This window comes from Actinomadura sp. 7K507, assembly GCF_004348425.1.
Lineage (GTDB): Bacteria > Actinomycetota > Actinomycetes > Streptosporangiales > Streptosporangiaceae > Spirillospora.
The window spans coordinates 26,544-45,685 of record NZ_SMKK01000045.1; the positions used below are offsets into that span (position 1 = coordinate 26,544).

24 protein-coding genes are annotated in these 19,142 nt (G+C 68.5%); 12 read left to right on the plus strand and 12 right to left on the minus strand.

All coding sequences use genetic code 11. From position 1 onward, the window contains the following. Nucleotides 1–3 precede the first annotated feature (3 nt). Complete coding sequence (locus E1285_RS47275; RefSeq protein WP_243722746.1) at nt 4–357, plus strand: G5 domain-containing protein; 354 nt, start codon at nt 4–6, stop codon at nt 355–357. Between the two features lie 75 nt (nt 358–432). Next, nucleotides 433–669, plus strand: a complete 237-nt coding sequence (locus E1285_RS12995; RefSeq protein ID WP_132151569.1) for a hypothetical protein — start codon at nt 433–435, stop codon at nt 667–669. Between the two features lie 56 nt (nt 670–725). Here E1285_RS12995 and E1285_RS13000 read toward each other — a convergent pair whose 3' ends face one another. The 3 genes from E1285_RS13000 to E1285_RS13010 form a co-directional block, all read right to left on the minus strand. Next, the gene (locus E1285_RS13000; protein WP_279510060.1) at nt 726–1,202 is read right to left on the minus strand and encodes a DUF6463 family protein; all 477 of its coding nucleotides are present in this window, start codon (nt 1,200–1,202) and stop codon (nt 726–728) included. Beyond that, nucleotides 1,199–1,750, minus strand: coding sequence for a TetR/AcrR family transcriptional regulator (locus tag E1285_RS13005; RefSeq protein WP_207946567.1), 552 nt, complete (start codon nt 1,748–1,750; stop codon nt 1,199–1,201). Before E1285_RS13005 ends, E1285_RS13000 begins: the two co-directional genes overlap by 4 nt. An 85-nt stretch (nt 1,751–1,835) precedes the next feature. Then, the gene (locus E1285_RS13010) at nt 1,836–2,696 is read right to left on the minus strand and encodes an ATP-binding protein (RefSeq protein ID WP_347814077.1); all 861 of its coding nucleotides are present in this window, start codon (nt 2,694–2,696) and stop codon (nt 1,836–1,838) included. Between the two features lie 114 nt (nt 2,697–2,810). Between E1285_RS13010 and E1285_RS13015 the strand changes: the two genes are divergently transcribed. Both E1285_RS13015 and E1285_RS13020 read left to right on the plus strand, forming a co-directional pair. Next, a complete protein-coding gene (locus E1285_RS13015; protein WP_132151575.1) occupies nt 2,811–3,689 on the plus strand; it encodes a helix-turn-helix transcriptional regulator in 879 nt (292 codons plus the stop codon). A 19-nt stretch (nt 3,690–3,708) separates the two neighbouring features. Beyond that, nucleotides 3,709–3,912, plus strand: coding sequence for a DUF397 domain-containing protein (locus E1285_RS13020; protein WP_132151577.1), 204 nt, complete (start codon nt 3,709–3,711; stop codon nt 3,910–3,912). Between the two features lie 178 nt (nt 3,913–4,090). Here E1285_RS13020 and E1285_RS13025 read toward each other — a convergent pair whose 3' ends face one another. Next, complete coding sequence (locus E1285_RS13025) at nt 4,091–4,510, minus strand: hypothetical protein (protein ID WP_132151579.1); 420 nt, start codon at nt 4,508–4,510, stop codon at nt 4,091–4,093. 111 nt (nt 4,511–4,621) lie between these two features. Then, a complete protein-coding gene (locus E1285_RS13030; RefSeq protein ID WP_132151581.1) occupies nt 4,622–5,125 on the minus strand; it encodes a MarR family transcriptional regulator in 504 nt (167 codons plus the stop codon). A 127-nt stretch (nt 5,126–5,252) separates the two neighbouring features. On the opposite strand from E1285_RS13030, the gene E1285_RS13035 reads away from it, so the two are divergent. The 3 genes from E1285_RS13035 (at nt 5,253) to panB (ending at nt 8,500) form a co-directional block, all read left to right on the plus strand. Further along, complete coding sequence (locus tag E1285_RS13035; RefSeq protein ID WP_132151583.1) at nt 5,253–6,722, plus strand: MFS transporter; 1,470 nt, start codon at nt 5,253–5,255, stop codon at nt 6,720–6,722. A gap of 102 nt (nt 6,723–6,824) precedes the next feature. Continuing rightward, nucleotides 6,825–7,418 carry a hypothetical protein gene (locus E1285_RS13040; protein ID WP_132151585.1) on the plus strand — a complete coding sequence of 198 codons (594 nt, stop codon included), beginning with the start codon at nt 6,825–6,827 and terminating at the stop codon, nt 7,416–7,418. Nucleotides 7,419–7,633: 215 nt separating this feature from the next. After that, entirely contained in the window at nt 7,634–8,500 is an 867-nt protein-coding gene (gene panB / locus E1285_RS13045) for a 3-methyl-2-oxobutanoate hydroxymethyltransferase (RefSeq protein WP_132151587.1), read from the plus strand. A 62-nt stretch (nt 8,501–8,562) separates the two neighbouring features. On the opposite strand, the gene E1285_RS13050 is transcribed toward panB, so the two are convergent. The 3 genes from E1285_RS13050 to E1285_RS13060 all read right to left on the minus strand — a co-directional run bounded on the left by E1285_RS13050 (nt 8,563) and on the right by E1285_RS13060 (nt 10,846). Continuing rightward, complete coding sequence (locus E1285_RS13050) at nt 8,563–9,426, minus strand: SDR family NAD(P)-dependent oxidoreductase (RefSeq protein ID WP_132151589.1); 864 nt, start codon at nt 9,424–9,426, stop codon at nt 8,563–8,565. Then, on the minus strand, nt 9,417–10,388 hold the full coding sequence (locus E1285_RS13055) for an alpha/beta hydrolase (RefSeq protein WP_132151591.1): 972 nt from the start codon (nt 10,386–10,388) through the stop codon (nt 9,417–9,419). Before E1285_RS13055 ends, E1285_RS13050 begins: the two co-directional genes overlap by 10 nt. 95 nt (nt 10,389–10,483) lie before the next feature. Then, nucleotides 10,484–10,846 (minus strand): nuclear transport factor 2 family protein, encoded by a 363-nt coding sequence (locus tag E1285_RS13060; RefSeq protein WP_132151593.1) that lies wholly within the window; start codon nt 10,844–10,846, stop codon nt 10,484–10,486. A gap of 53 nt (nt 10,847–10,899) precedes the next feature. Between E1285_RS13060 and E1285_RS13065 the strand changes: the two genes are divergently transcribed. Next, nucleotides 10,900–11,466 carry a thioredoxin family protein gene (locus tag E1285_RS13065; RefSeq protein ID WP_132151595.1) on the plus strand — a complete coding sequence of 189 codons (567 nt, stop codon included), beginning with the start codon at nt 10,900–10,902 and terminating at the stop codon, nt 11,464–11,466. Nucleotides 11,467–11,586: 120 nt separating this feature from the next. Here the strand turns inward: E1285_RS13065 and E1285_RS13070 are convergent, their stop codons facing one another. The 4 genes from E1285_RS13070 to E1285_RS13085 form a co-directional block, all read right to left on the minus strand. Continuing rightward, nucleotides 11,587–12,246 (minus strand): response regulator transcription factor, encoded by a 660-nt coding sequence (locus E1285_RS13070; RefSeq protein WP_132151597.1) that lies wholly within the window; start codon nt 12,244–12,246, stop codon nt 11,587–11,589. Next, nucleotides 12,243–13,400 (minus strand): histidine kinase, encoded by a 1,158-nt coding sequence (locus E1285_RS13075; protein WP_132151599.1) that lies wholly within the window; start codon nt 13,398–13,400, stop codon nt 12,243–12,245. The genes E1285_RS13070 and E1285_RS13075 overlap by 4 nt, the downstream gene beginning before the upstream one ends. After that, nucleotides 13,397–13,576, minus strand: coding sequence for a hypothetical protein (locus E1285_RS13080; RefSeq protein WP_132151601.1), 180 nt, complete (start codon nt 13,574–13,576; stop codon nt 13,397–13,399). Before E1285_RS13080 ends, E1285_RS13075 begins: the two co-directional genes overlap by 4 nt. Before the next feature lie 101 nt (nt 13,577–13,677). Further along, a complete protein-coding gene (locus E1285_RS13085; RefSeq protein ID WP_132151603.1) occupies nt 13,678–15,768 on the minus strand; it encodes a DNA topoisomerase IV subunit B in 2,091 nt (696 codons plus the stop codon). A 226-nt stretch (nt 15,769–15,994) separates the two neighbouring features. Here E1285_RS13085 and E1285_RS13090 point away from each other — a divergent pair, with 226 nt between their 5' ends. The 4 genes from E1285_RS13090 to yaaA all read left to right on the plus strand — a co-directional run. Then, the gene (locus E1285_RS13090; RefSeq protein ID WP_132151605.1) at nt 15,995–16,897 is read left to right on the plus strand and encodes an ABC transporter ATP-binding protein; all 903 of its coding nucleotides are present in this window, start codon (nt 15,995–15,997) and stop codon (nt 16,895–16,897) included. After that, nucleotides 16,894–17,967: an ABC transporter permease gene (locus tag E1285_RS13095; protein ID WP_132151607.1), complete on the plus strand. Its 1,074-nt coding sequence runs from the start codon at nt 16,894–16,896 to the stop codon at nt 17,965–17,967. The genes E1285_RS13090 and E1285_RS13095 overlap by 4 nt, the downstream gene beginning before the upstream one ends. A gap of 119 nt (nt 17,968–18,086) precedes the next feature. Continuing rightward, nucleotides 18,087–18,317 (plus strand): hypothetical protein, encoded by a 231-nt coding sequence (locus E1285_RS47280; RefSeq protein ID WP_132151609.1) that lies wholly within the window; start codon nt 18,087–18,089, stop codon nt 18,315–18,317. Between the two features lie 252 nt (nt 18,318–18,569). Next, on the plus strand, nt 18,570–19,142 hold a 573-nt coding region (gene yaaA / locus E1285_RS13105), incomplete at its 3' end, for a peroxide stress protein YaaA (RefSeq protein WP_132151610.1).

The following is a 19,142-nucleotide window of genomic DNA, read 5'->3' on the forward strand; positions in this document are numbered from 1 at the left end:
AGGGTGAGCGACCCCACCCTTGCCAAGGGCAAGACAAGAGTGAAGAGGCGCGGCGTCTCAGGCATCAAGACCCTCACCTACAAGGTCACCTATGCCGGCGGCGAGGCCACGGACCGGAAACTCGTGCGCGAGGTCGTCACAAGAAAGCCGGTCGCCCGGATCATCGCGGTCGGCACCAAGCAGGCCCGGCGGTGCGACGAGAACTACAGCGGCGCCTGCGTCCCGATCGCCAGCGACGTCGACTGTGCGGGCGGCAGCGGCAACGGCCCCGCCTACGTCCAAGGGCCCGTCCGCGTCGTCGGCTCGGACATCTACGATCTCGACCGAGACGGCGACGGCACCGCCTGCGACTCCTGACCACCGGGCTCCGGACGACGCGCGCCCCGGCGGGAGGCTGCTGGCGGCCAAGGGCATGGGAGACGAGATGACGGTATGGCAGGAGCACCGTCCCGGGACTCCAAACCCGGCGCTCGGCCCGTCCCTGAGGAGTCCAAGGCGTACTACAACATCGTCCACTTGTACGGCGGGATATTCGTGCAGGGAGCCGAGACGGTCGTGAGCCCGGCCACGCCGGGCAGCAGCGCTCCCCCCGGCCCCACCATGCGCAAGGCGGGGGAACGGTTGAAAAAGCTCAGCGAACTCGCCGAAAAGATCCGCGCACTGAACTGAATACCCCGCTCGTCGAGCCGCCTCGGGGATCGCCGGCCGGCGAGCGCGGCAGAGGCTCAGCGAACTCGCAGACGAGGTCCGTGTGTCGTGCTGTTCTCGCCGGGGTCCGGATCGCGAAGAGGGGTGCCGTCGTGGCGTGACGCGATCAGGGCCAGAACGCCGATGACGATGAGGGACACGGCGCCTCCGACGGGTTCCAGCGCCATGATCGGGATTCCGAGCGCCAGGAGGATCCATCCTGTCTCCACCGGGACCGTTCCGGTGACGAGCACAGCCCTCCTCACCAGCATGCCCAGCCCGAAGAGGGCAATACCACAGACCACGAACCATTCGGCGGCCATGCGCTCTTTGTCGCCGGTGGCCGAGTTCCACACGCCGTCGGACACCATGCCGCGCCATTGCGAACCATCGACGACCAGGCCCAGCAGCACGTGCAGGACGGCGACGATGAGCACGAGGCGCGGAACCCACCGGGACAGGCCGGGGACATCCCGAGGCGCGTAGGCCGTCTGGTCGTTCTCTCTGGTTTTCACGATTCGGCCTTTCCTTCGTCCAACAGCCGGAACACCAGTTCGTAGATGTCGCGCATCTCCCCGCCGGGCAGTGGCGGCATCAGGTGCGCGCCTCCGATCACGACCAGGTAGAGCAGCGTGGCCATGCGGTCCGGGGCCGCGTAACCGGCCTGGCCGCACAGCTCCCGCAGGTACCGGATGCGGGTGGCGTCCACCCGCTCCTGCATGGCCGCCGCCTCCGGGTCCTGCTTCGCCCAGGCCCGGATCCCGATCTCCAGTTGCGGATCGTCGTCGCTGGTGGCCTGCGTCGCGAGGCGGTCGAGTCTGCCCTGGGCCGACTGGTCCTCGCTGCGTTCCACCACGTCGATGACCGCCGTGGTGTGCCGCTCCTCGTAGTGGGCCAGCAGCCGCGTCCGGAACTTCGGCATCGACCCGAAGTGGTGGTAGAAGGCGCCTTTGGACATCCCCATCCGCTCGCACATCCGATCCAGCGTCACCGCCGGCGCACCCTGCTCGGCCAGCAGCGCCAGCCCCTCCTCCAGCCACACTCCCGCGGCCGTTTCGCTCACGCCCCACCTCCATACCAAACCTTTTGGTATGGAGCTTATCAGAGCGACCCGGCGGCGACCATCCGGTCCCGACCGCATCGCCCACTCACCTGCGGACCGCATCGAGATCCTCGTTGCACCGGACGATCTCCTCGGCCACTTCCACGACGTCGCACACCGGGAGACGGAGGACGCCGGCCGGCGGCAGGGTGGCGAAGAACGTCCCGTCCCGCACCCAGACCGTGATCTCCGCCCGCACCGAGAGGACGGCCATCCGCCACCCGTCGCTCAGGTGCAGCGGCCCGATTCCCCGCGCGGCGAGCAGCCGCCGTAGTGCCCGGGCCGCCTCATGGCAGTCCCGCCGAGGCGGGAACCACGGCACTTGCACAGGCAGCGCGAAGTAGACGACCTTCCCGGACACCGGCACCGAGCCCAGCCGCGACCGGCTGCGATGGGCTCCCCAGCGCCCGCCATGCTCCACCGCCAGGGCGTTCACCACCTCCAGCCCACGCCCGCCCTCCGCCTCCACCGGCGGACGCAGGTTCGCCCCGGACGGCACGGTCCCGCACCACGACGCGGAGTCGAAGACCCGAACCACGACCTCCGCCCCCTGCCCGCGCCCGTAGATCTGCAACTCGGGCAACCCAGCCGTAGGCATGGACCCGAGCGCCCGTCCACCCAGCGCATGCACGAACACGTTCGTCGCCAACTCGGAAACCATCGTCACCGCGTCGTCGACCAGGTCCCCCGGCAGCAGCAACGCGGTGAGCGTGTCCCGGGCGAGCGTCCGCGCCGCCCCCGCACACCGAGCGTCCGGCGGCAGCCCCCAACCCGCACACCCACCACGCCGAACCACCTCCGCCCCACACCCGTCGCCTCCCGCACCACCCGGCGCCCTCCACACCACGACCACCACCCTTTGATCCGTGACCATGAGGACACCCTGAGTGATGGCCTCGCATCGCATAGTGGTCCCGACGTGACCTGATCGCAAGTGGAAGTGAAAAATTCCATCTCAGAATCCTGCGGAGCTTCACGAAAACGCCGGTGGACGCACCAGCGGGCACGGCACACTCGGTACATGCCTGAACGTCGTCCCACGATCCGCGAGCGCAAGCTCGCCGCCGAGTTGCGCCGCCTGCGCGAAAGATCAACCCTCCGGCTCGATCAGGTTGTCGCCGAGTTGCAGGCCCGAGGGTCGGGGCGTTGGTCCACCCCGAAGCTCTCCCGTGTCGAGACGGCGGCCCAGGGGATCAAGACGACGGACGTCAACCAGCTATGCGATATCTACGACGTGACTCCCGAGAGGCGAGAGGCGCTACTCGCTCTCACCCGATCAGCACGCCAACGCGGCTGGTGGGACGCCTACGCCGACACCATCCACACTGACTACGCCGCCTACATCGAGCTCGAGGCCGAAGCCAAGTCCCTTCGCTGTTACGACGCCCTCGTTCTCAATGGCCTGCTGCAGACCAACGAGTACGCATACGAAGTCATCCGTGTGGGATTGATGCAGTTCGCACCTCCGTCGGAAGTGGACCGGCGTGTTGAAGTGCGCACCACCCGCCAGGCACTCCTTCACGACCGCGAACCTGCGCCACTCCGCATCTGGTCGATCATCGACGAAGCCGTGCTCCGCAGGATCATCGGCGGCCCAGCGGTCATGAACCGCCAGTACCATCACCTGCTCAATCTGGCCGAACACCCCAACGTGATGCTCCAGGTGCTTCCCTTTGCGGCTGGAGCCCACGCCGCACCCACCGGCACCTTTGCGTACATGGATTTCCCCGAGCGGCACACGCCCGATGTCGTCTATCTTGACGGACTGACGAGCGCTCTCTACATCGAGGATGACACCCAGGTCCACACCTACTGCCTGGCGTTCAACCAGCTCGCCATGACCGCGCTAGGCGCCGACGAGTCACTCGACATGATCTCCAAACTGGCCAAGAGCGCATGAATGCGGCATATTTACTCAAATGAGCATAAAAGGCTATCGGTCCAGTTGGCGTAGAAGCTCTCACTCGGCGCAGGGAGCGAACTGCGTGGAGGTGGCCCAGGCCACGGAGGCTTGGGCAGTCCGCGACTCCAAAGACGCCACCGGCCCCGTCCTGACCCTCACCCGCGACGAGTGGACCGCCCTCCTCGACACCATCAAGACAGGCACCCACGACCTCCCCTGACCGGCGCCCGGGAACGACCAAAGGACCCGGGGCCGCCATTTCAGCGCCCGGGTCCTTGCGAATTCGAATGCATCGGCGAGGGCGAGGCCTTCCACTGCTGGCGAGCCCGCCACGACGAGCCCGGCGCCCATGCCCACCCCTTCGGTCGAACAGCGCACCGTGCTGTTGCGTGAGGTCGTCACAAGAAACCGGTCGCCCTGACCGGGATCCGACGACTGCCGGAGCGGGCGATGTCGCGGCCGCGAGCGTGTGCGCGGACTCGGTAGAGGCCGGGCCCTGCCGGAGTGAGCATCGGCAGGTCTGGTGGATCTTCCATCAGGCAGCGCACCATGAGTGGGCCTTCTTCGACCTGCATGCTGGCCTCGGCGATTTCTTCCCAGCCCCCATCGCCCAAGGGCGGCGGGTGGTCGTGGATCTCGATGTGCACCGCGACGTTGCCGTCGGCGATTCCGGTGTGCACGATGACCCCTTCGCCGGTGGTGGAGATGAGCCCTCCGGCTTCCTCGGGCACGTAGTCCTGCTGGTCCGGCTCCATGAGGAAGAACTGGTGGTAGTCGATGTAGGTCCACGCGGGGCCGTGCCGAGCGATCAAGGTCATCGAGCTGTCCCTTCCAGGTGGGTGGGGTAGCTGTTCCAGATTCCGGCGGCGGTGCGGTGAGGTGCTTGGCGGCGGCGTTGGGGACGCCGTCGGTCGCGTTGCGCAGGGCCTTTAGGGGTGGGGTTTCGTGGGGGCTTCCTCGATGTCGGGTTTGGATTGGAGTCGGTGGATCTCGGCGACGGTGCCGCGTTCGGCGGTTCTGATGAATCGCAGGAGGGTGTTGAGCTGTTCGTCGTCGAAGGCGGCCAGGTCGTCCCGCGTGCGGGCGATCAGTCCTGAGTAGGCGGCGGTGACCCGGTCCAGGCCGTCCTGCGTGGGCTCGATGAGCACCCGCCTGCGGTCTCCGGGGTCGGCCACCCGCCGGACGCAGCCCGCGGCGACGAGCCGGTCGATCATTCGCGAGGCCGATCCAGTGGTGAGGTTCACGTGCTTGGCCAGGGCGCTCGGCGTCGCTGGACCGTGACGGCCCAGCACATGCAGGCATTGCACATCCGTGTCGGTAACGCCCAGCCGGTCAGCGACAACGTTGTTGAGCTGCACGACCAGGATGGCCCAGCCGGGGACCGCGTCGTGGATGAGCTCGGCGAGCAGCGCTTCCCTCTCCGGTTCCGTCATCGTGGCGTCTCCCATCCTTATCGCTGCGTCGCGCAGTAATTTGCGATACATTCACTGCGTTACGCAGCTACTGTGTGGCGCAGCCACATTATGGCATCGTTCCGGGACCGAGGGAGTACGGCACGGCATGACCACATCCACCCAGGCCCCTGGCGGGGCGGTGACCTCCGCTCTCCTGTCCGGGCGCACGGCGGCCGTCGTCCTGGCCACGATCCTCATCGCGGACTTCATGGAACTCCTCGATGCCACCATCGTCACCGTGGCCGCCCCGGCGATCGCCGAGGACCTGCACGCCGGCGAGGCCGCGCTGCAATGGATGCTGGCCGGGTACACGCTCGCCGTCGGAGCGGGCCTGGTCACCGGGGGCCGCATCGGCGACCAGTTCGGACGCCGCCGAGTGTTCCTTCTGGGACTGGCCGGGTTCATGCTGGCCTCCGCCGGATGCGGGCTGGCGCCGAGCCCCGGCGTCCTGATCGGTATGCGGGTCGCGCAGGGCCTGGCCGCCGGACTGATGATCCCGCAGGTGTTCGGCATCATCCGCGCCTCGTTCGAGCCCGGTGCACGCGCGAAGGCGCTCGGCGCCTACGGCGCGGTGCTCGGCCTGGCCTCGGTGGCGGGCCCGCTGCTCGGCGGCGTCCTGGTCGAGGCCGACCTCTTCGGGCTGGGTTGGCGGGCGATCTTCTGGGTCAACGTTCCGATCGCGCTCATCGGGCTGATCATGGCGGCCCGGTACATGCCCGAGTCCAGCGCCCCGGGCACCACCCGGCTGGACCTGCCGGGCGCCGCCCTCGCCGCCACCGCCACGGTGCTCCTGCTCCTGCCCCTCGTCCAAGGACGCGACTGGGGCTGGCCCTGGTGGGGCTTCCTCATCCTGGCGCTCTCGGCTCCAGCGGCAGCCCTGTTCGTCCTCAGGGAACGGCGACTGGTCGCACGCGGCGGGCAGCCGATCCTGGATCCCGCCCTCCTGCGAGTGCGGGCCTTCGCCGGCGGCCTGTCCGCCTGCCTGCTGTTCTTCGGAGCGATCGGCTCCTACTTCCTCCTGCTGTCGCTCTACCTCCAGGCCGGAACCGGACGCACCGCGCTCGAGACCGGTCTGGTGATCCTGCCCTACGCCGTCGGCTCGATCATCACCTCCGGGATCGGTGTCCAGCTCGCCCACCGCGTCGGCCGCGCCCTGCTGGTGTCCGGCGCACTGGTCCTCGCCGCATCCCAGGTCGTCCTGCTCCTCATCGTCAGCGACGGCACCGACCCCTCCTACTGGACGCTCGCCCTGCCCCTGTTCTTGGGAGGCCTCGGGCTGGGGCTCACCGCGCCATCTCTGATCAACGTCGTTCTGGCGGGCGTACCCGGCAAGGACGCCGGCGCCGCGGGCGGTGTCCTCACCACCGTCACCCAAGTGGGCAACGCCCTCGGTGTCGCCGTCCTCGGCGCCGTGTTCTTCACCCGGTTGGAAGACTCCTTCGCCGACGGTGCGAACAGTCTCATCGCCTACGGCGACGCCCTCACCACGATCCTGCCCTGGCAGGTCATCTGCTACCTCACCGCGGCCGCACTCATGTTCCTGCTCCCCAAGCGCGCCAACACGCCTGAAGAGTGACGGCGATACCTTCATCCCGCTTGCGTGGGTTCCTTCCAGCCCCGGCGGCGATCATGATGGAGCGGGCGGCAACGTGCGCTCCCGGCTGAGGTAGGACGGTAAATGGGTGACTGGTTTCAGACGATCGTCGATGTTGAGGCGGGAGCGGAGGACGCGGACCGCCTCGCGGCCAGGGTGCGGGACTGGCTGATATCCGTAGAGGTCGTCCTGGCCGAACGCACGGACTGCGTGCTGGGAGCCGAGGTCGGGCATCCGCCCGGGCCCGCAGCCGGGCAGGCGCTGGAGGATCCGTCGTCGGATGACGGGTGGCAGGGCCTGTGGTCCAACGGCCTGGACATCACCGTGGGACGCAGGGTCTTCGACGCGGGGCAGGGCGAGGTGGAGGCGGTGACCTGTCCGCACTGCATGGGGGCGATCCGTCTCATCGACGACGGCTGGGAACTGATCGACGAGGCGTGGGCCCCGTTCAGAGAGGTTCTGACGGATTGGCCGGAAGGATACGACGGCGTCATCGCGTGCCCGTCCTGCGACCAGCCGGTGGAGCCCACCGCCTGGCGCTGGGCGGATGACTACTTCGTCTTGGGCCACCTCGGCTTCACGTTCTGGAACTGGCCGCCGCTGAAGCAGGACTTCGTCGCCGAGGTCGGCTGGCGGCTGGGCGGCCACCGAACCGTGCTGCTGGCGGGAAAGCTCTGATCCACGTGTTGACCGCCGCTCGATCAGCGTGCTCGCCGCCCAGGTGATGTGCGCCCCGGAGTGGGCGGGCTCGCGTTCGTAGTCGTGCACGGCTGCGGCGGGCGCGCATGATCCAGCCGAGGGTGCGTGGGTGTACAGGTCCCCGGGGCCGTGTCACGATGATCGAGAGTCCGGGGACGCCGCCAGGGCGCCTCGAGATGATGAACGGAGCCGTCATGACGTCTCTTTGGCCTGCCCCCGAATCGGCAGCACCGGAACCGGAGCCCGCCTACTCGGGGGCATCCACTGCTCGGGTTACGGTACGGGACATCGCCGCCGCCAAGCGGCGGGGTGAGAAGTGGCCCATGCTCACCGCCTACGACGCGATGACCGCGTCGGTCTTCGACCAGGCCGGGATCCCCGTGATCCTCGTCGGCGACACGATGGGCGACAACCATTTGGGATACGAATCGACCGTCCCGGTCACCCTGGAGGAGGTCGTCTTCCTCGCGTCGGCCGTCGTGCGCGGTACCAGGCGCGCGCTGATCGTCGGTGACCTGCCGTTCGGCAGCTACCAGCGGGATCCGGGCCAGGCGCTGCGCAGCGCGGTGCGCCTCGTCAAGGAGGCCGGGGTCGGCGCGGTCAAGCTGGAGGGCGGGGAGCGCAGTGCGCCGCAGATCGAGCTGATGGCGGGCGCGGGCATTCCCGTCATGGCGCACATAGGGCTGACGCCCCAGTCGGTGAACACGCTCGGGCACCGGGTCCAGGGACGCGGCGAGACCGCGGCCCGGCAACTGATCCGGGACGCCCGCGCGGTGCGGAAGGCCGGCGCGTTCGCGGTCGTCCTGGAGGCGGTGCCGGGAGCGCTGGCCGCCGAGGTCACCGCTGACCTGGACATTCCCACGGTCGGCATCGGCGCGGGCCCGGACTGCGACGCCCAGGTGCTGGTGTGGACCGACGCCGCCGGGATGACCGAGGGACGCGCGCCGCGCTTCGTGAAGCGGTACGGCGACATCCGCCAGAGCCTCGGCGACGTCGCGCGGGCCTACGCCGAGGACGTGGTCACCGGCGCCTTCCCGGCACCCGGGCACACCTACGCTTAGCGCGCCACGAAACACCCGCCCACGGCATCCGCGGCGTCAGTTCAACACGTCGCTCAGAGCGGTTACTGAACGATGGCCTTGTTGTAGGTGGGTGGGGCGCCCAGTGCATCGCGGTGGGATTGGGGGCGGGTGCCGTCGATGTCGAGGACGTTCAGTTCTTCGCCCAGCTCGGCTCCGATGAGGACCTGGCCGCTTCGCTTCATCAGGTCCGGGTCGCGGGCGAGGGCGTCGATGAGGCGGCCGCTGAACTCCGGGGACTCCGCGCCGGCGGCGAAGGACTTGTAGCGGTCGGGGGCGCCCTCGAACAGGGCCTTGGTCCGCTCGGTTCTCAGTATGCCCATCCACAGCGAGACCACGGCGACGTTGTAGGGCTTGAAATCCACCGCCATGTCGTGGGCCATTTTGTCCACGGCCGCCTTGCCCGCTCCGTAGGCGGGACCGTGCATGTAGCACTGACCTCCGAAGGAGGACGTGTTGACGACCAGGCCGGCGTTGTTCTCGATGAGCAGGGGCGCCGCGTAGTAGCTGGCCACATAGGCCGAGCGCATTCCTACGTCGAACATGTCCTGGAGCCCCAGCGACTTTTCCCAGAAGGGGCCCTTCTTGGGCAGGTCAGGGGGAATCGTGAACGCGTTGTTCACGAGGACGTCCAGCGAGCCGTGCTCACGTTCCACCTGCTCGAACAGGGCTTCGACCTGGTCGTCCTGCGAGTGGTCGCATATCACCGGGATTCCGATGCCGCCGCGCTTGTCGATCTCTTCGGCGGTTTCGAACACCGTGCCCGGAAGGGCATTCGAACCCGTAGACCCTGTGCGTCCGGTCACGTAGACCGTCGTCCCGGCCTCGCCCAAGGCCAGGGCGATTCCCTTTCCGGCGCCGCGGCTGGCGCCGGTGACCACCGCCACCCGGTCTTCGGTCAGGCCCATTCGCTCTCCCCGAGGAATTCCAGCATCGCCGCCGTGGTCTCGGCGGGCTTCTCCATCTGCATCATGTGCCCGGCGTTCTTGATCATCCGGACTTCGCGCACGTCGGCGTGGTGCCTCGTCAGCTTGTTCAGCGGGTCGGCGCCGTGCCAGCCCTCCAGGTCGGTGTCCTGCTCGCTCCCGAGGAAGAAGTACGGTGCGGAGTTCTTCCTGTCGCCGTACGACTTGCGGTACTCCCAGGAAAGATCCATGGCCCGGTACCAGTTCAGGCCGCCGGTGAAGCCGCTGCGGCTGTAGTCGGCCACATAGAATTCCAGTTCGGCTTCGGTCAGCCACGTCCACGGGAGGGGCGGTGTTTCTGGCAGCGCGTCGATATAGGACGTGCCAGGAGGTTGGCGCCAGACGTCCAGGTAGTGGTAGTCGCTGGAGAGGGCGTAGAACACCTTGCGCAGGAATTCGCGGGGAGCCGCACCCAGATCACGGTCGGCCACGCCGGGTTCGCGGAAGTAGTGGATGTGGTTGAAGTGCTTCTCGGCCTGGCGGGCGGCCAGACTCAGCGGAGATTCCTTGCTGGGGGTGAAGAACGGATTCTCCAGGGCGATGATCGCCGCGACGCGTTCCGGGTGGTGATAGGCGAGGTCGTAGGCCGAGAAGAGACCGAAGTCCAAGCCGCTGAAAACGGCCTTCTCCTCGTTGAGGTGGTCGAGCAGGCCGACGAGATCGGCCACGATCCGGTCTACGTCGTACTCCCGGTGGTCGCCTGGGCCGCTGGTCTGGCCCATGCCGCGCATGTCGGGTGCCACGACCCGGAATCCGGCGTCCGAGAGGGGCCCGATCTGGTGGCGCCAACTGAACCAGGTGTGCGGGAACCCGTGCAGGAGGACGACGAGCGGCCCTTCCCCCTCCTCCACGTAGTGGACGTCGAGACCGTTGATCTTCGCGTACCGATGATTCCAATTGGCCACGCTGCGGTCCCTTCGGCTCGTGAGTCCGCCGTCCGCCACGACTGTGCAGGACGTCACGCGGCCCGGCACCGCGCCGTCCCGGTGAGCGGGAACCCCTACGTCTCGATGTCGTCCGGGCCCCAGTGGGCGTCCATGCGGACGATCTTGCCGTCGGCGTTGAAGGTCATCACGTCGATGGCGCGGATCTTCATGCCGGGGATGTCGACGGTGAAGGCCATCGCGGCCCGGTCGCCGTGGGAGCCGCGAATGGGGCTGTCGAGGGTGAGCTTGGCGCCGCCGGCGATGGCGTTCGTGTAGAACTCCTCGATCCCGGCGATGCCGTTGATCGGCGGGTTGCCGACCGGGTCCTCGATGACCGCGTCATCGGTGTAGAGAGCGACGATGGCCTTCGGGTCACCGGCGTTGAAGGCGTCGATGTAGGCCTGGAGCGTCTGTTTCATGTGGTCCTGGGTCGGCATGAGCGAAGCCTAGCAAGCGACCGCTTGGTGTCCAGGTGCGTGATGATGGACGCATGGCGATCGCATCATTCATGGTTCCGCTCGGCACCCCCGCTCCCCCTTTCACGCTTCCCTCCGTCGAGGGCGAGACCGTGTCGGACGGGGACTTCGCCGAGGCGTCCGCCCTGCTGGTGGTCTTCCTGTCCAACCATTGCCCGTACGTGCGCCGCATCGAGGACGTCGTCGGCGCCCTCACCTCCGAGTACGCGAGAAAGGGCCTCGCCGTCGTCGCCGTGTGCAGCAACGACAGCTCGAACTATCCGGACGACGGCGCCGACCATCTGCGAGAGCAGGCCAAACGGGCCGGGTTCGGGTTTCCCTACCTGGTCGACGAGTCCCAGCAGACCGCCCGGGACTTCAAGGCCGCCTGCACACCGGACTTCTTCCTGTACGACCGGGAACGCAAGCTCGCGTACCGAGGTGAGTTCGATGCGGCACGGCCCAGGAACGACGTGCCGTCCGACGGCGCCTCGCTGAGGGCGGCGCTGGATCTGGTACTCGCCGGCGAGGACGTCCCCGAACCGCACGCGCCGAGCCTCGGCTGCGGAATCAAGTGGAAGCCCGGAAACGAGCCGGTGTAATTACATCGGCCTGAATCACACCGGCTGAATCACACCGGCTGAGTTACGGCAGAGTCGTTTCGCCTTCGAGAGAGCACGCGACGGCGGTCAGCTGGAAACCCGCCGGTCGCAGGCCGAGGATCACCCGGCCAGGCCGTGCTTGAAGGCGTAGCTGACGGCCTGGGCCCGGTCGCGGAGGTTCGCCTTGGCGAACATGTTGTTGATGTGCGTCTTGACCGTCGCCTCGGAGATGAACAGGTCGCCTGCGATCTCGGTGTTGGAGCGTCCTTGGGCGATCAGGGCGAGCACCTCCACCTCCCGGCGGGTCAAGCCGTCGGGCGGGGCGCCGGGGACGGGACGGTGTCGCGTCTCCTCGGTGGCGACCGCTTCGACCAGGCGGCGCTGGATCGCGGGGTCGAGGCCCGCCGCTCCCCCGCGGACGGCGTCGACGGCGCGGGCGATCTCGTCGGCGCCTGCGTCCTTGGTGAGGTAGCCGCGGGCACCGGCGCGCAGCGCGGCGAAGATCGACTCGTCGTCGGCGTAGGTGGTGAGGACGACCACCTCGACGTCCGGGTGGTCCCGTTTGATCCGGCGGGTCGCCTCCACGCCGTCGACGCGCGGCATCCGCAGGTCCATCAGGACGACGTCGGGGCTCAGTTCGGCGACCATCGCCACGGCCCGCTCGCCGTCGCCGCACGACCCGGCCACTTCGAGGCCGGGCAGAAGTTCGAGCAGCAGCACCAGGCCCTCACGCACCACCGTCTGGTCGTCGACGACCAGGATCCTCGTCTTCTCGGTCACCGCGTCCCGTCTCCGTACACCGGCACTCTGAGGGACACACGAAAACCCTTGCCGTCCGGCCCGGTCATCAGGGTCCCATCGATCAGCTCGGCGCGCTCCCGCATCCCCACCAGGCCGTACCCGCCGCCACCCAAGTCCACGACGGGCTCCGTGCCGCCGGTGTCGGTCACTTCGAGCTCCACCTTGTCGCCGAGGTAGCGCAGGGTCACGTGTGCGCGCGCGCCTGGAGCGTGTTTGCGGACGTTGGTGAGCGCCTCCTGCGCGGTGCGCACAACGGTCAGTCCCGCCTGCGGCGAAAGCTCACGATGTTCGCCCGTCACCCGCACCTCACAGGAACGGCCGGTGCTCGCGTAGAACTCCTCGGCCAGTTCGGCGATGACCTCCTTGGGCTCCGGGATCTCACCGCGCAGTGTGGCCAGTGCCCGCCTGGTCTCTTCCAAGCCCGAGCGGGCCAGGTTCCGCGCGCGCTCTACACGGTCCAGGGCCTGCACACGGTCGCCGTCCCGGGACAGCAGCAGCCTCGCACCCTCCAGGTGGACGATCTGCGCCGACAGAGAATGGGCCAGGATGTCGTGGATCTCCCGTGCGATGTGCGACCGTTCGGCCAGCACAGCGTTGGCGGCCTCCGCGCGGCGGGCGGCGGCCTGTGCGTTCATGCCCTGGCGGGTGGCCACGGCCCCCAGGGTGATTCCCATCGCGGCGACCATCGGCCCGAGGTCGGCGCCCTCGTCCCGGAACAGTTCACCGAGGCCGGCCAATGCGGCGATCGTCACGGCTCCCGCGGCGATTCCCCAGCCCAGGGGCAGCCGGGAAGCCAGCACCCAGAGAGCGATCATGGCGACGACGAGGCTCGCGCCGAAGTCGGGCTCGATCCCGTAGAACGCCAGCGAGGCCGCCACGGCACCCGCCGTCACGGGGATCGCCGATGGGCGCGACCGTGGCTCGTCCATCCGGGAGAGGCGGAGGCCCGCGGCCAGGAGGACGAGCATGACGACGTTCAGTGCGGCAACGCCCAGACCGAGCCCGTCCAGAGCCGGCGGATGCTCGGACTCGACCAGTTTGCGCACGTAGGCGAACAGCCCCCAGGCCAGCAGCCCGCCGATGACGACGATCCTGGCGATCCGCTCCGCCAGGGACGACCGGTGGCACCTCACGGTACGAGGCCTACAGGTCCGGGCCCGCCGCCCCGGACGGCCACCCCGTCGCGCTGTCCGCGCTCGTCGATGGGACGGGCCCGAGTTCCCCGACGGCGGGCCGGCGCGAGCACGACGAAGTGGAGCACCGCGCTGTCCGGGCCGTCCACGTTGGCCGCGTTGTCCGGCGTGTTCATGGCCTCGACATTAAACGTTCGTGACCTCGCGGGGATCGGCTCCCGGCTGGAGTTAGCGTTCTCCACCGCCGGGTGGAGAACGCGTGCCCCGGGGCCGGGGCCTACACGTCGATGCGTTCGGCGTCGAGTTCGGACGCGCCTGCGGTGATGAACGCGCGGCGCGGAGCCACGTCACTGCCCATCAGCAACTCGAAGATCTTCGCCGCGTCCTCGGCGTCCTCGATGCGGATCCGGCGCAGCATGCGGTGCCGCGGGTCCATCGTGGTCTCCGCGAGCTGGTCCGCGTCCATCTCACCGAGGCCCTTGTACCGCTGGACCGGCTCCTTCCAGCGCTGCCCCTTGCGCTCGAACTCCACCAGCTTCCGGGTGAGCTCGCCGTCGCTGTAGCAGTAGACGTACTTGTCCTGCCCCTTCTTCGGCTTGATCAGCTCGATGCGGTGCAGCGGCGGGACGGCCGTGTAGACGCGTCCCTCCTCCAGCATGGGCCGCATGTACCGGTACAGCAGCGTGAGCAGCAGGGTGCGGATGTGCGAGCCGTCGACGTCGGCGTCGGCCATCAGGATGATCCGCCCGTAGCGGGACGCGTCGATGTCGAAGGAACGGCCGGAGCCGGCCCCGATCACCTGGATGATCGCGGCGCACTCGGCGTTCTTCAGCACATCCGCGACGGACGCCTTCTGCACGTTGAGGATCTTGCCGCGGATCGGCAGCAGCGCCTGGAACTCGGAGTTGCGGGCCAGCTTGGCCGTGCCGAGCGCCGAGTCGCCCTCGACGATGAACAGCTCGCTGCGGTCGTCGGCGTTGCGGCAGTCGACGAGCTTGGCCGGGAGCGCGGAGTTCTCCAGCGCGTTCTTGCGGCGCTGGTTGTCACGCTGGGTACGGGCGGCGATGCGGGTCTTGGCGGCGCCGACGACCTTCTCCAGGACGGCCCGCAGCGGCTGCTTCTGCCCGCGCGGCGGGTTCTCGAAGATCTCCCGCAGCTCGCGCGTGACGACCTGGGAGACGATCCGGGTCGCTGCGGAGGTCCCGAGGACCTCCTTGGTCTGCCCCTCGAACTGCGGCTCGGGCAGCCGGACGGTCACCACGGCGGTGAGGCCCTCCAGTACGTCCTCCTTGAGGACGTCCTCGTCGCCGTTCTTCAGCAGCCTGGTCGCGCGGAGCTGCTCGTTGACGACCTTGAGCACGGCGCGGTCGAAGCCGCGTACATGCGTGCCGCCCTTGGGGGTGGCGATCACGTTGACGAACGACTTGGTGATGGTGTCGTAGCCGCTGCCCCAGCGCAGCGCGATGTCCACCTCGAGGTCGCGCTCCACGTCGGTGGGGGTCAGGTGGCCCTGGTCGTCCAGGACGGGGACGGTCTCGGTGAAGTGACCGCGGCCGCTCAGCCGCAGCACCTCGACGATCGGGGCGTCCTTGGCCAGGTAGGTGCAGAACTCGCCGATGCCGCCGTCGAACCGGAACGTCTCGTCGAGGATCTCCTCGCCGCGCTCGTCGCGGACATCGATGGTGAGGCCGGGGATCAGGAACGCCGTCTGGCGCATCCGGTCCAGGATGAGGGACTGCTCGACCGTGGCGTCCTTCAGGAAGATCTGCAGGTCGGGCCAGAAGCGGACCCGGGTGCCGGTCACCTTCTTGGCGACCTTGCGGACCTGCCGCACGCCGGACTTCTTCTTGAACCGGGCGTTCGCGCGCCCGTCGTCGGCGAACTCGCCGGGCAGGCCGCGCCGGAAGCTGATCGCGTGGGTGTGCCCGTCGCGGTCGACCTCCACGTCCAGGCGGGCGGACAGCGCGTTGACGACGGACGCGCCGACACCGTGCAGGCCGCCGGACGCCGTGTAGGACACACCGCCGAACTTGCCGCCCGCGTGCAGCCGCGTCATGACCAGCTCGACGCCGGGAAGGCCCGTCTTGGGCTCCAGGTCGACCGGGATACCGCGGCCGTTGTCGGCCACCTCGAAGGACCCGTCGGCGTGCATCGTCACGCTGATGTGGGAGCAGTATCCGGCGAGGGCCTCGTCGACGCAGTTGTCGACGATCTCCCACAGGCAGTGTGCGAGGCCCCGGCTGTCGGTCGACCCGACGTACATCCCGGGTCGCTTGCGCACGGCCTCCAGCCCCTCCAGCACCGATAGGTGCCGGGCGGAGTAGCCGTGCTGGTCGTCGGTGGTCGCTTCGGCGGTCGCGGCGGTCAACGTGCGTGTGCTCCTCGGGGGTAGGACGGTCGGCAGAAGAGTACCCCCGGCCGCCGACAATCCACCGGCAGGCTCGCCGCCGCGTACGTTCCGGCACGTCTGCGCGGCGGCCCTGGACGGTTGGACAGGCTACCCGGCTCCGGGGCTTCCCGGCTCCGACTTTGGACCCGGACGTCCACCTTTGGGTGGGTGTGCCCTCCCCGAGCGCCTGCCTATCGTGCTCCGCATGGCGCAAACGATCGAGGTCAGGGGCCTCCAGAAGCGATATGGGGACGTCCGTGCCGTGGACGGTGTGACGTTCGGAGTCGAGGAGGGCGAGTTCTTCGGAATCCTCGGCCCGAACGGTGCCGGGAAGACGACGGCGCTGGAGATCATCGAAGGGCTGCGGGAGGCCGACGCGGGAGAGGTGTCGGTTCTCGGGATGTCGCCGTGGCCGCGAAACCCCAGGTTGCTGCCCCGGATCGGCGTCCAGTTGCAGTCATCGTCGTTCTTCGAGCGGCTGACCGCGCGCGAGCAGCTGCGGACGTTCGGCTCGCTGTACGGCGTCACATCCAAGAAGGCCGACGCGATGCTTGAGCTGGTCGGGCTGGATGACAAGGCCGACGTCCGCGTTGAGAAGCTCTCAGGCGGCCAGGCGCAACGCTTGTCCATCGCGTGCGCGCTCGTTCACGACCCGGAACTCGTCTTCCTGGACGAGCCGACCGCCGCCCTGGACCCGCAGGCCCGGCGCAACCTCTGGGACGTGCTGCGGGAGATCAGCACACAGGGCCGCACGATCGTCCTGACCACGCACTACATGGACGAGGCGGAAGCTCTCTGCGACCGCGTCGCCATCATGGACGCCGGCCAGATCCTGAAGCTCGGCCCACCGGCCGTACTGGTGCGCGGCCTCGACGCCCCGGCAAGGATCAGCGTGGCCAGCGGCGTCCTCACGGTGGAGGACACGCTGCTCCTGCCGGGGGTGGACGAGGCCACCGACGACGACGTCTCGCTGACCATCTCCACCCGTGACCCATCAGCGGTGGTCGCGGCCATGGCGGCCAAGGCGGCGCTCGACGGGGTCCAGATCCGGGGCGCGACGCTGGAGGACGTCTTCCTGGAGGTCACCGGACGGGAGTACAGGGCATGAGCACGTACCAGAGTTTCAAGAGCCTCTCCCGGGCCATGTACCTGGGCTTCCAGCGGGACCGGACCGCGCTGTTCTTCACCGTCCTGTTCCCCTTGATGTTCCTGGTCATCTTCGGCGGTGTCTTCAGTGACCAGATGACGTCCAAGGTGGACGTGCTGAAGGTCGGCCAGGTGCCGGTGCTGGACCAGGCCGTCGCCCAGGGCGGCGGCGAACTCGGCAAGGTCATGAAGGTCGCCGAGGCGTCCGACCGCGCCGGCGCCCTCCGCCAGGTGGAGAAGGGCGACGTGGACGGTGCCGTCGAGCAGCGCGGGGACCGGCTGATCGTCCACTACTCCGCGGCCGACCAGGTCAAGGCGGGAACGGTGCGGGGGCTGATGGACTCGGTCGTCCAGTCGGCGAACCAGGCCGCCACCGGCAGCCCGTCCGCCTACTCGCTGTCCGCGCAGCGGGTGGAGGACGACTCGCTCAAGGCCATCCAGTTCTTCACACCCGGGCTGCTCGGCTGGGCGCTGGCGTCCGCGGCCGTATTCGGGGCCTCCCAGACGCTCGTGACGTGGCGGACCAAGGGCATCCTGCGCCGCCTCCGGCTCTCCCCTGCCCCGATACCCACCGTCTTCGCCGCGCGCATCGCGGTCAGCGTCGCGGTCGCCCTGGTGCAGTTCGCGCTGTTCGTGCTCGTGGCGCAGCTTCCGATGTTCGGGCTCCAACTGGAGGGCGCCTGGTGGATGGCCGTCCCGCTGCTGATCGCGGGCGTACTCGCCTTCCTGTCGATAGGGATGCTCATCGGCGCGTGGGCCAAGAGCCAGGAGACGGCCAACGCGGTGACACAGTTGATCGTCTTGCCCATGGCGTTCCTGGGCGGCTCGTTCTTCCCGCTGGAGGAGACACCGGGCTGGATGCAGACGGTGTCCTACATCTTCCCGCTGCGGTACCTGAACGAGGGGATGCTCAATGTGATGAGCCGTGGCCTCGGACCGGCGTCCGTACTCACCGAAATCGGCATCCTGGTGGGCGTAGCCGTCATCGGCTCGTTGCTCGCCCTGCGGATGTTCCGATGGGACGCCGCCTAATGTGACCTCGGTCACTAATTGGGCCATTCTGCTCTGGGCGTACGGAGAAGCAGGTTGGGAACGTCAGCGTCGGGTTAGATGTTGTCCTAAGTACCGACCCCGAGCATGAGGAAGGTGCCGTGACTGGAGCCCTTGCCCCAACGAAGCCGCTGAGCGTCGCCGATCGATGCGACCGCTGCGGTGCCCAGGCCTACGTCCGTGCTGTCCTTGTAGGCGGCGGCGACCTTCTGTTCTGCGCCCATCACGGGCGCAAGTACTCAGAGGCGCTCCGTGCCAACGGGGCCGACATTCAGGACGAGACCGACCGGCTCAACGAAACCCCGGCAGTCGCTCCGACCGAGGAGCGGTAGTTCCCCATATAGCAGGAGCGTTGAACGGCGGCCACCCTCTCCGGTGGCCGCCGTTCACATTCCGCCCCTTCGGCTCCACTGTGGAGCCAATTGGACATGACTTCATGGGGTGATCATATAATCACTCTCAGTATTCATTCGGTGGCGCGGATCACCATTTCACCGTGATACTCACCTGTTGGTGACATTCTTCACGCACCGCGTCATCCAACTCGCACCGCTTCTCGCGGTCTACCGCCCATCGGGAGGATCGTGCACATCCTGCTGCCGCCGTCGGAGAAGAAGGCCGCCGACGGGGACGGCCCTCCCCTGGACCCGGCCTCCCTGAGCTTCGCCGGCCTCAACCCGGTGCGCGAACGCGTCCTGACGGCCCTGAGCGACGTGTGCCGCCGTGACGACGCGCCGGACGTCCTGGGCCTGCCGGCAGGACAGACCGACGAGGCGCTGGCCCGCAACAAGGCGCTCCACACGGCGCGCACGCTGCCGGTCTCGCGGCTCTACACGGGAGTCCTCTACGACAACCTGAACCTCGCCGGCCTGGACCCGGTGGCCGCCGCCGAGCAGGTCATCGTCTTCTCGGGCTTGTGGGGCGCGCTGAGACTCACCGACCGCGTCCCGCCGTATCGGCTGGCCATGTCCGTGTCACTGCCGCCTGAGGGCCGTCTGGCAGCGCTGTGGCGACCGGCGATGCGCGAGGCTCTGCGATTGGACGACGGCCTGATCGTCGACATGCGTTCCGGTCCGTACGCGTCCGTCTGGAAGGCGCCCCGGCCGGCCGTGGCCGTGCGGGTGTTCCGCGAACGGCTCGTGGGCGGCGCCCCCTCG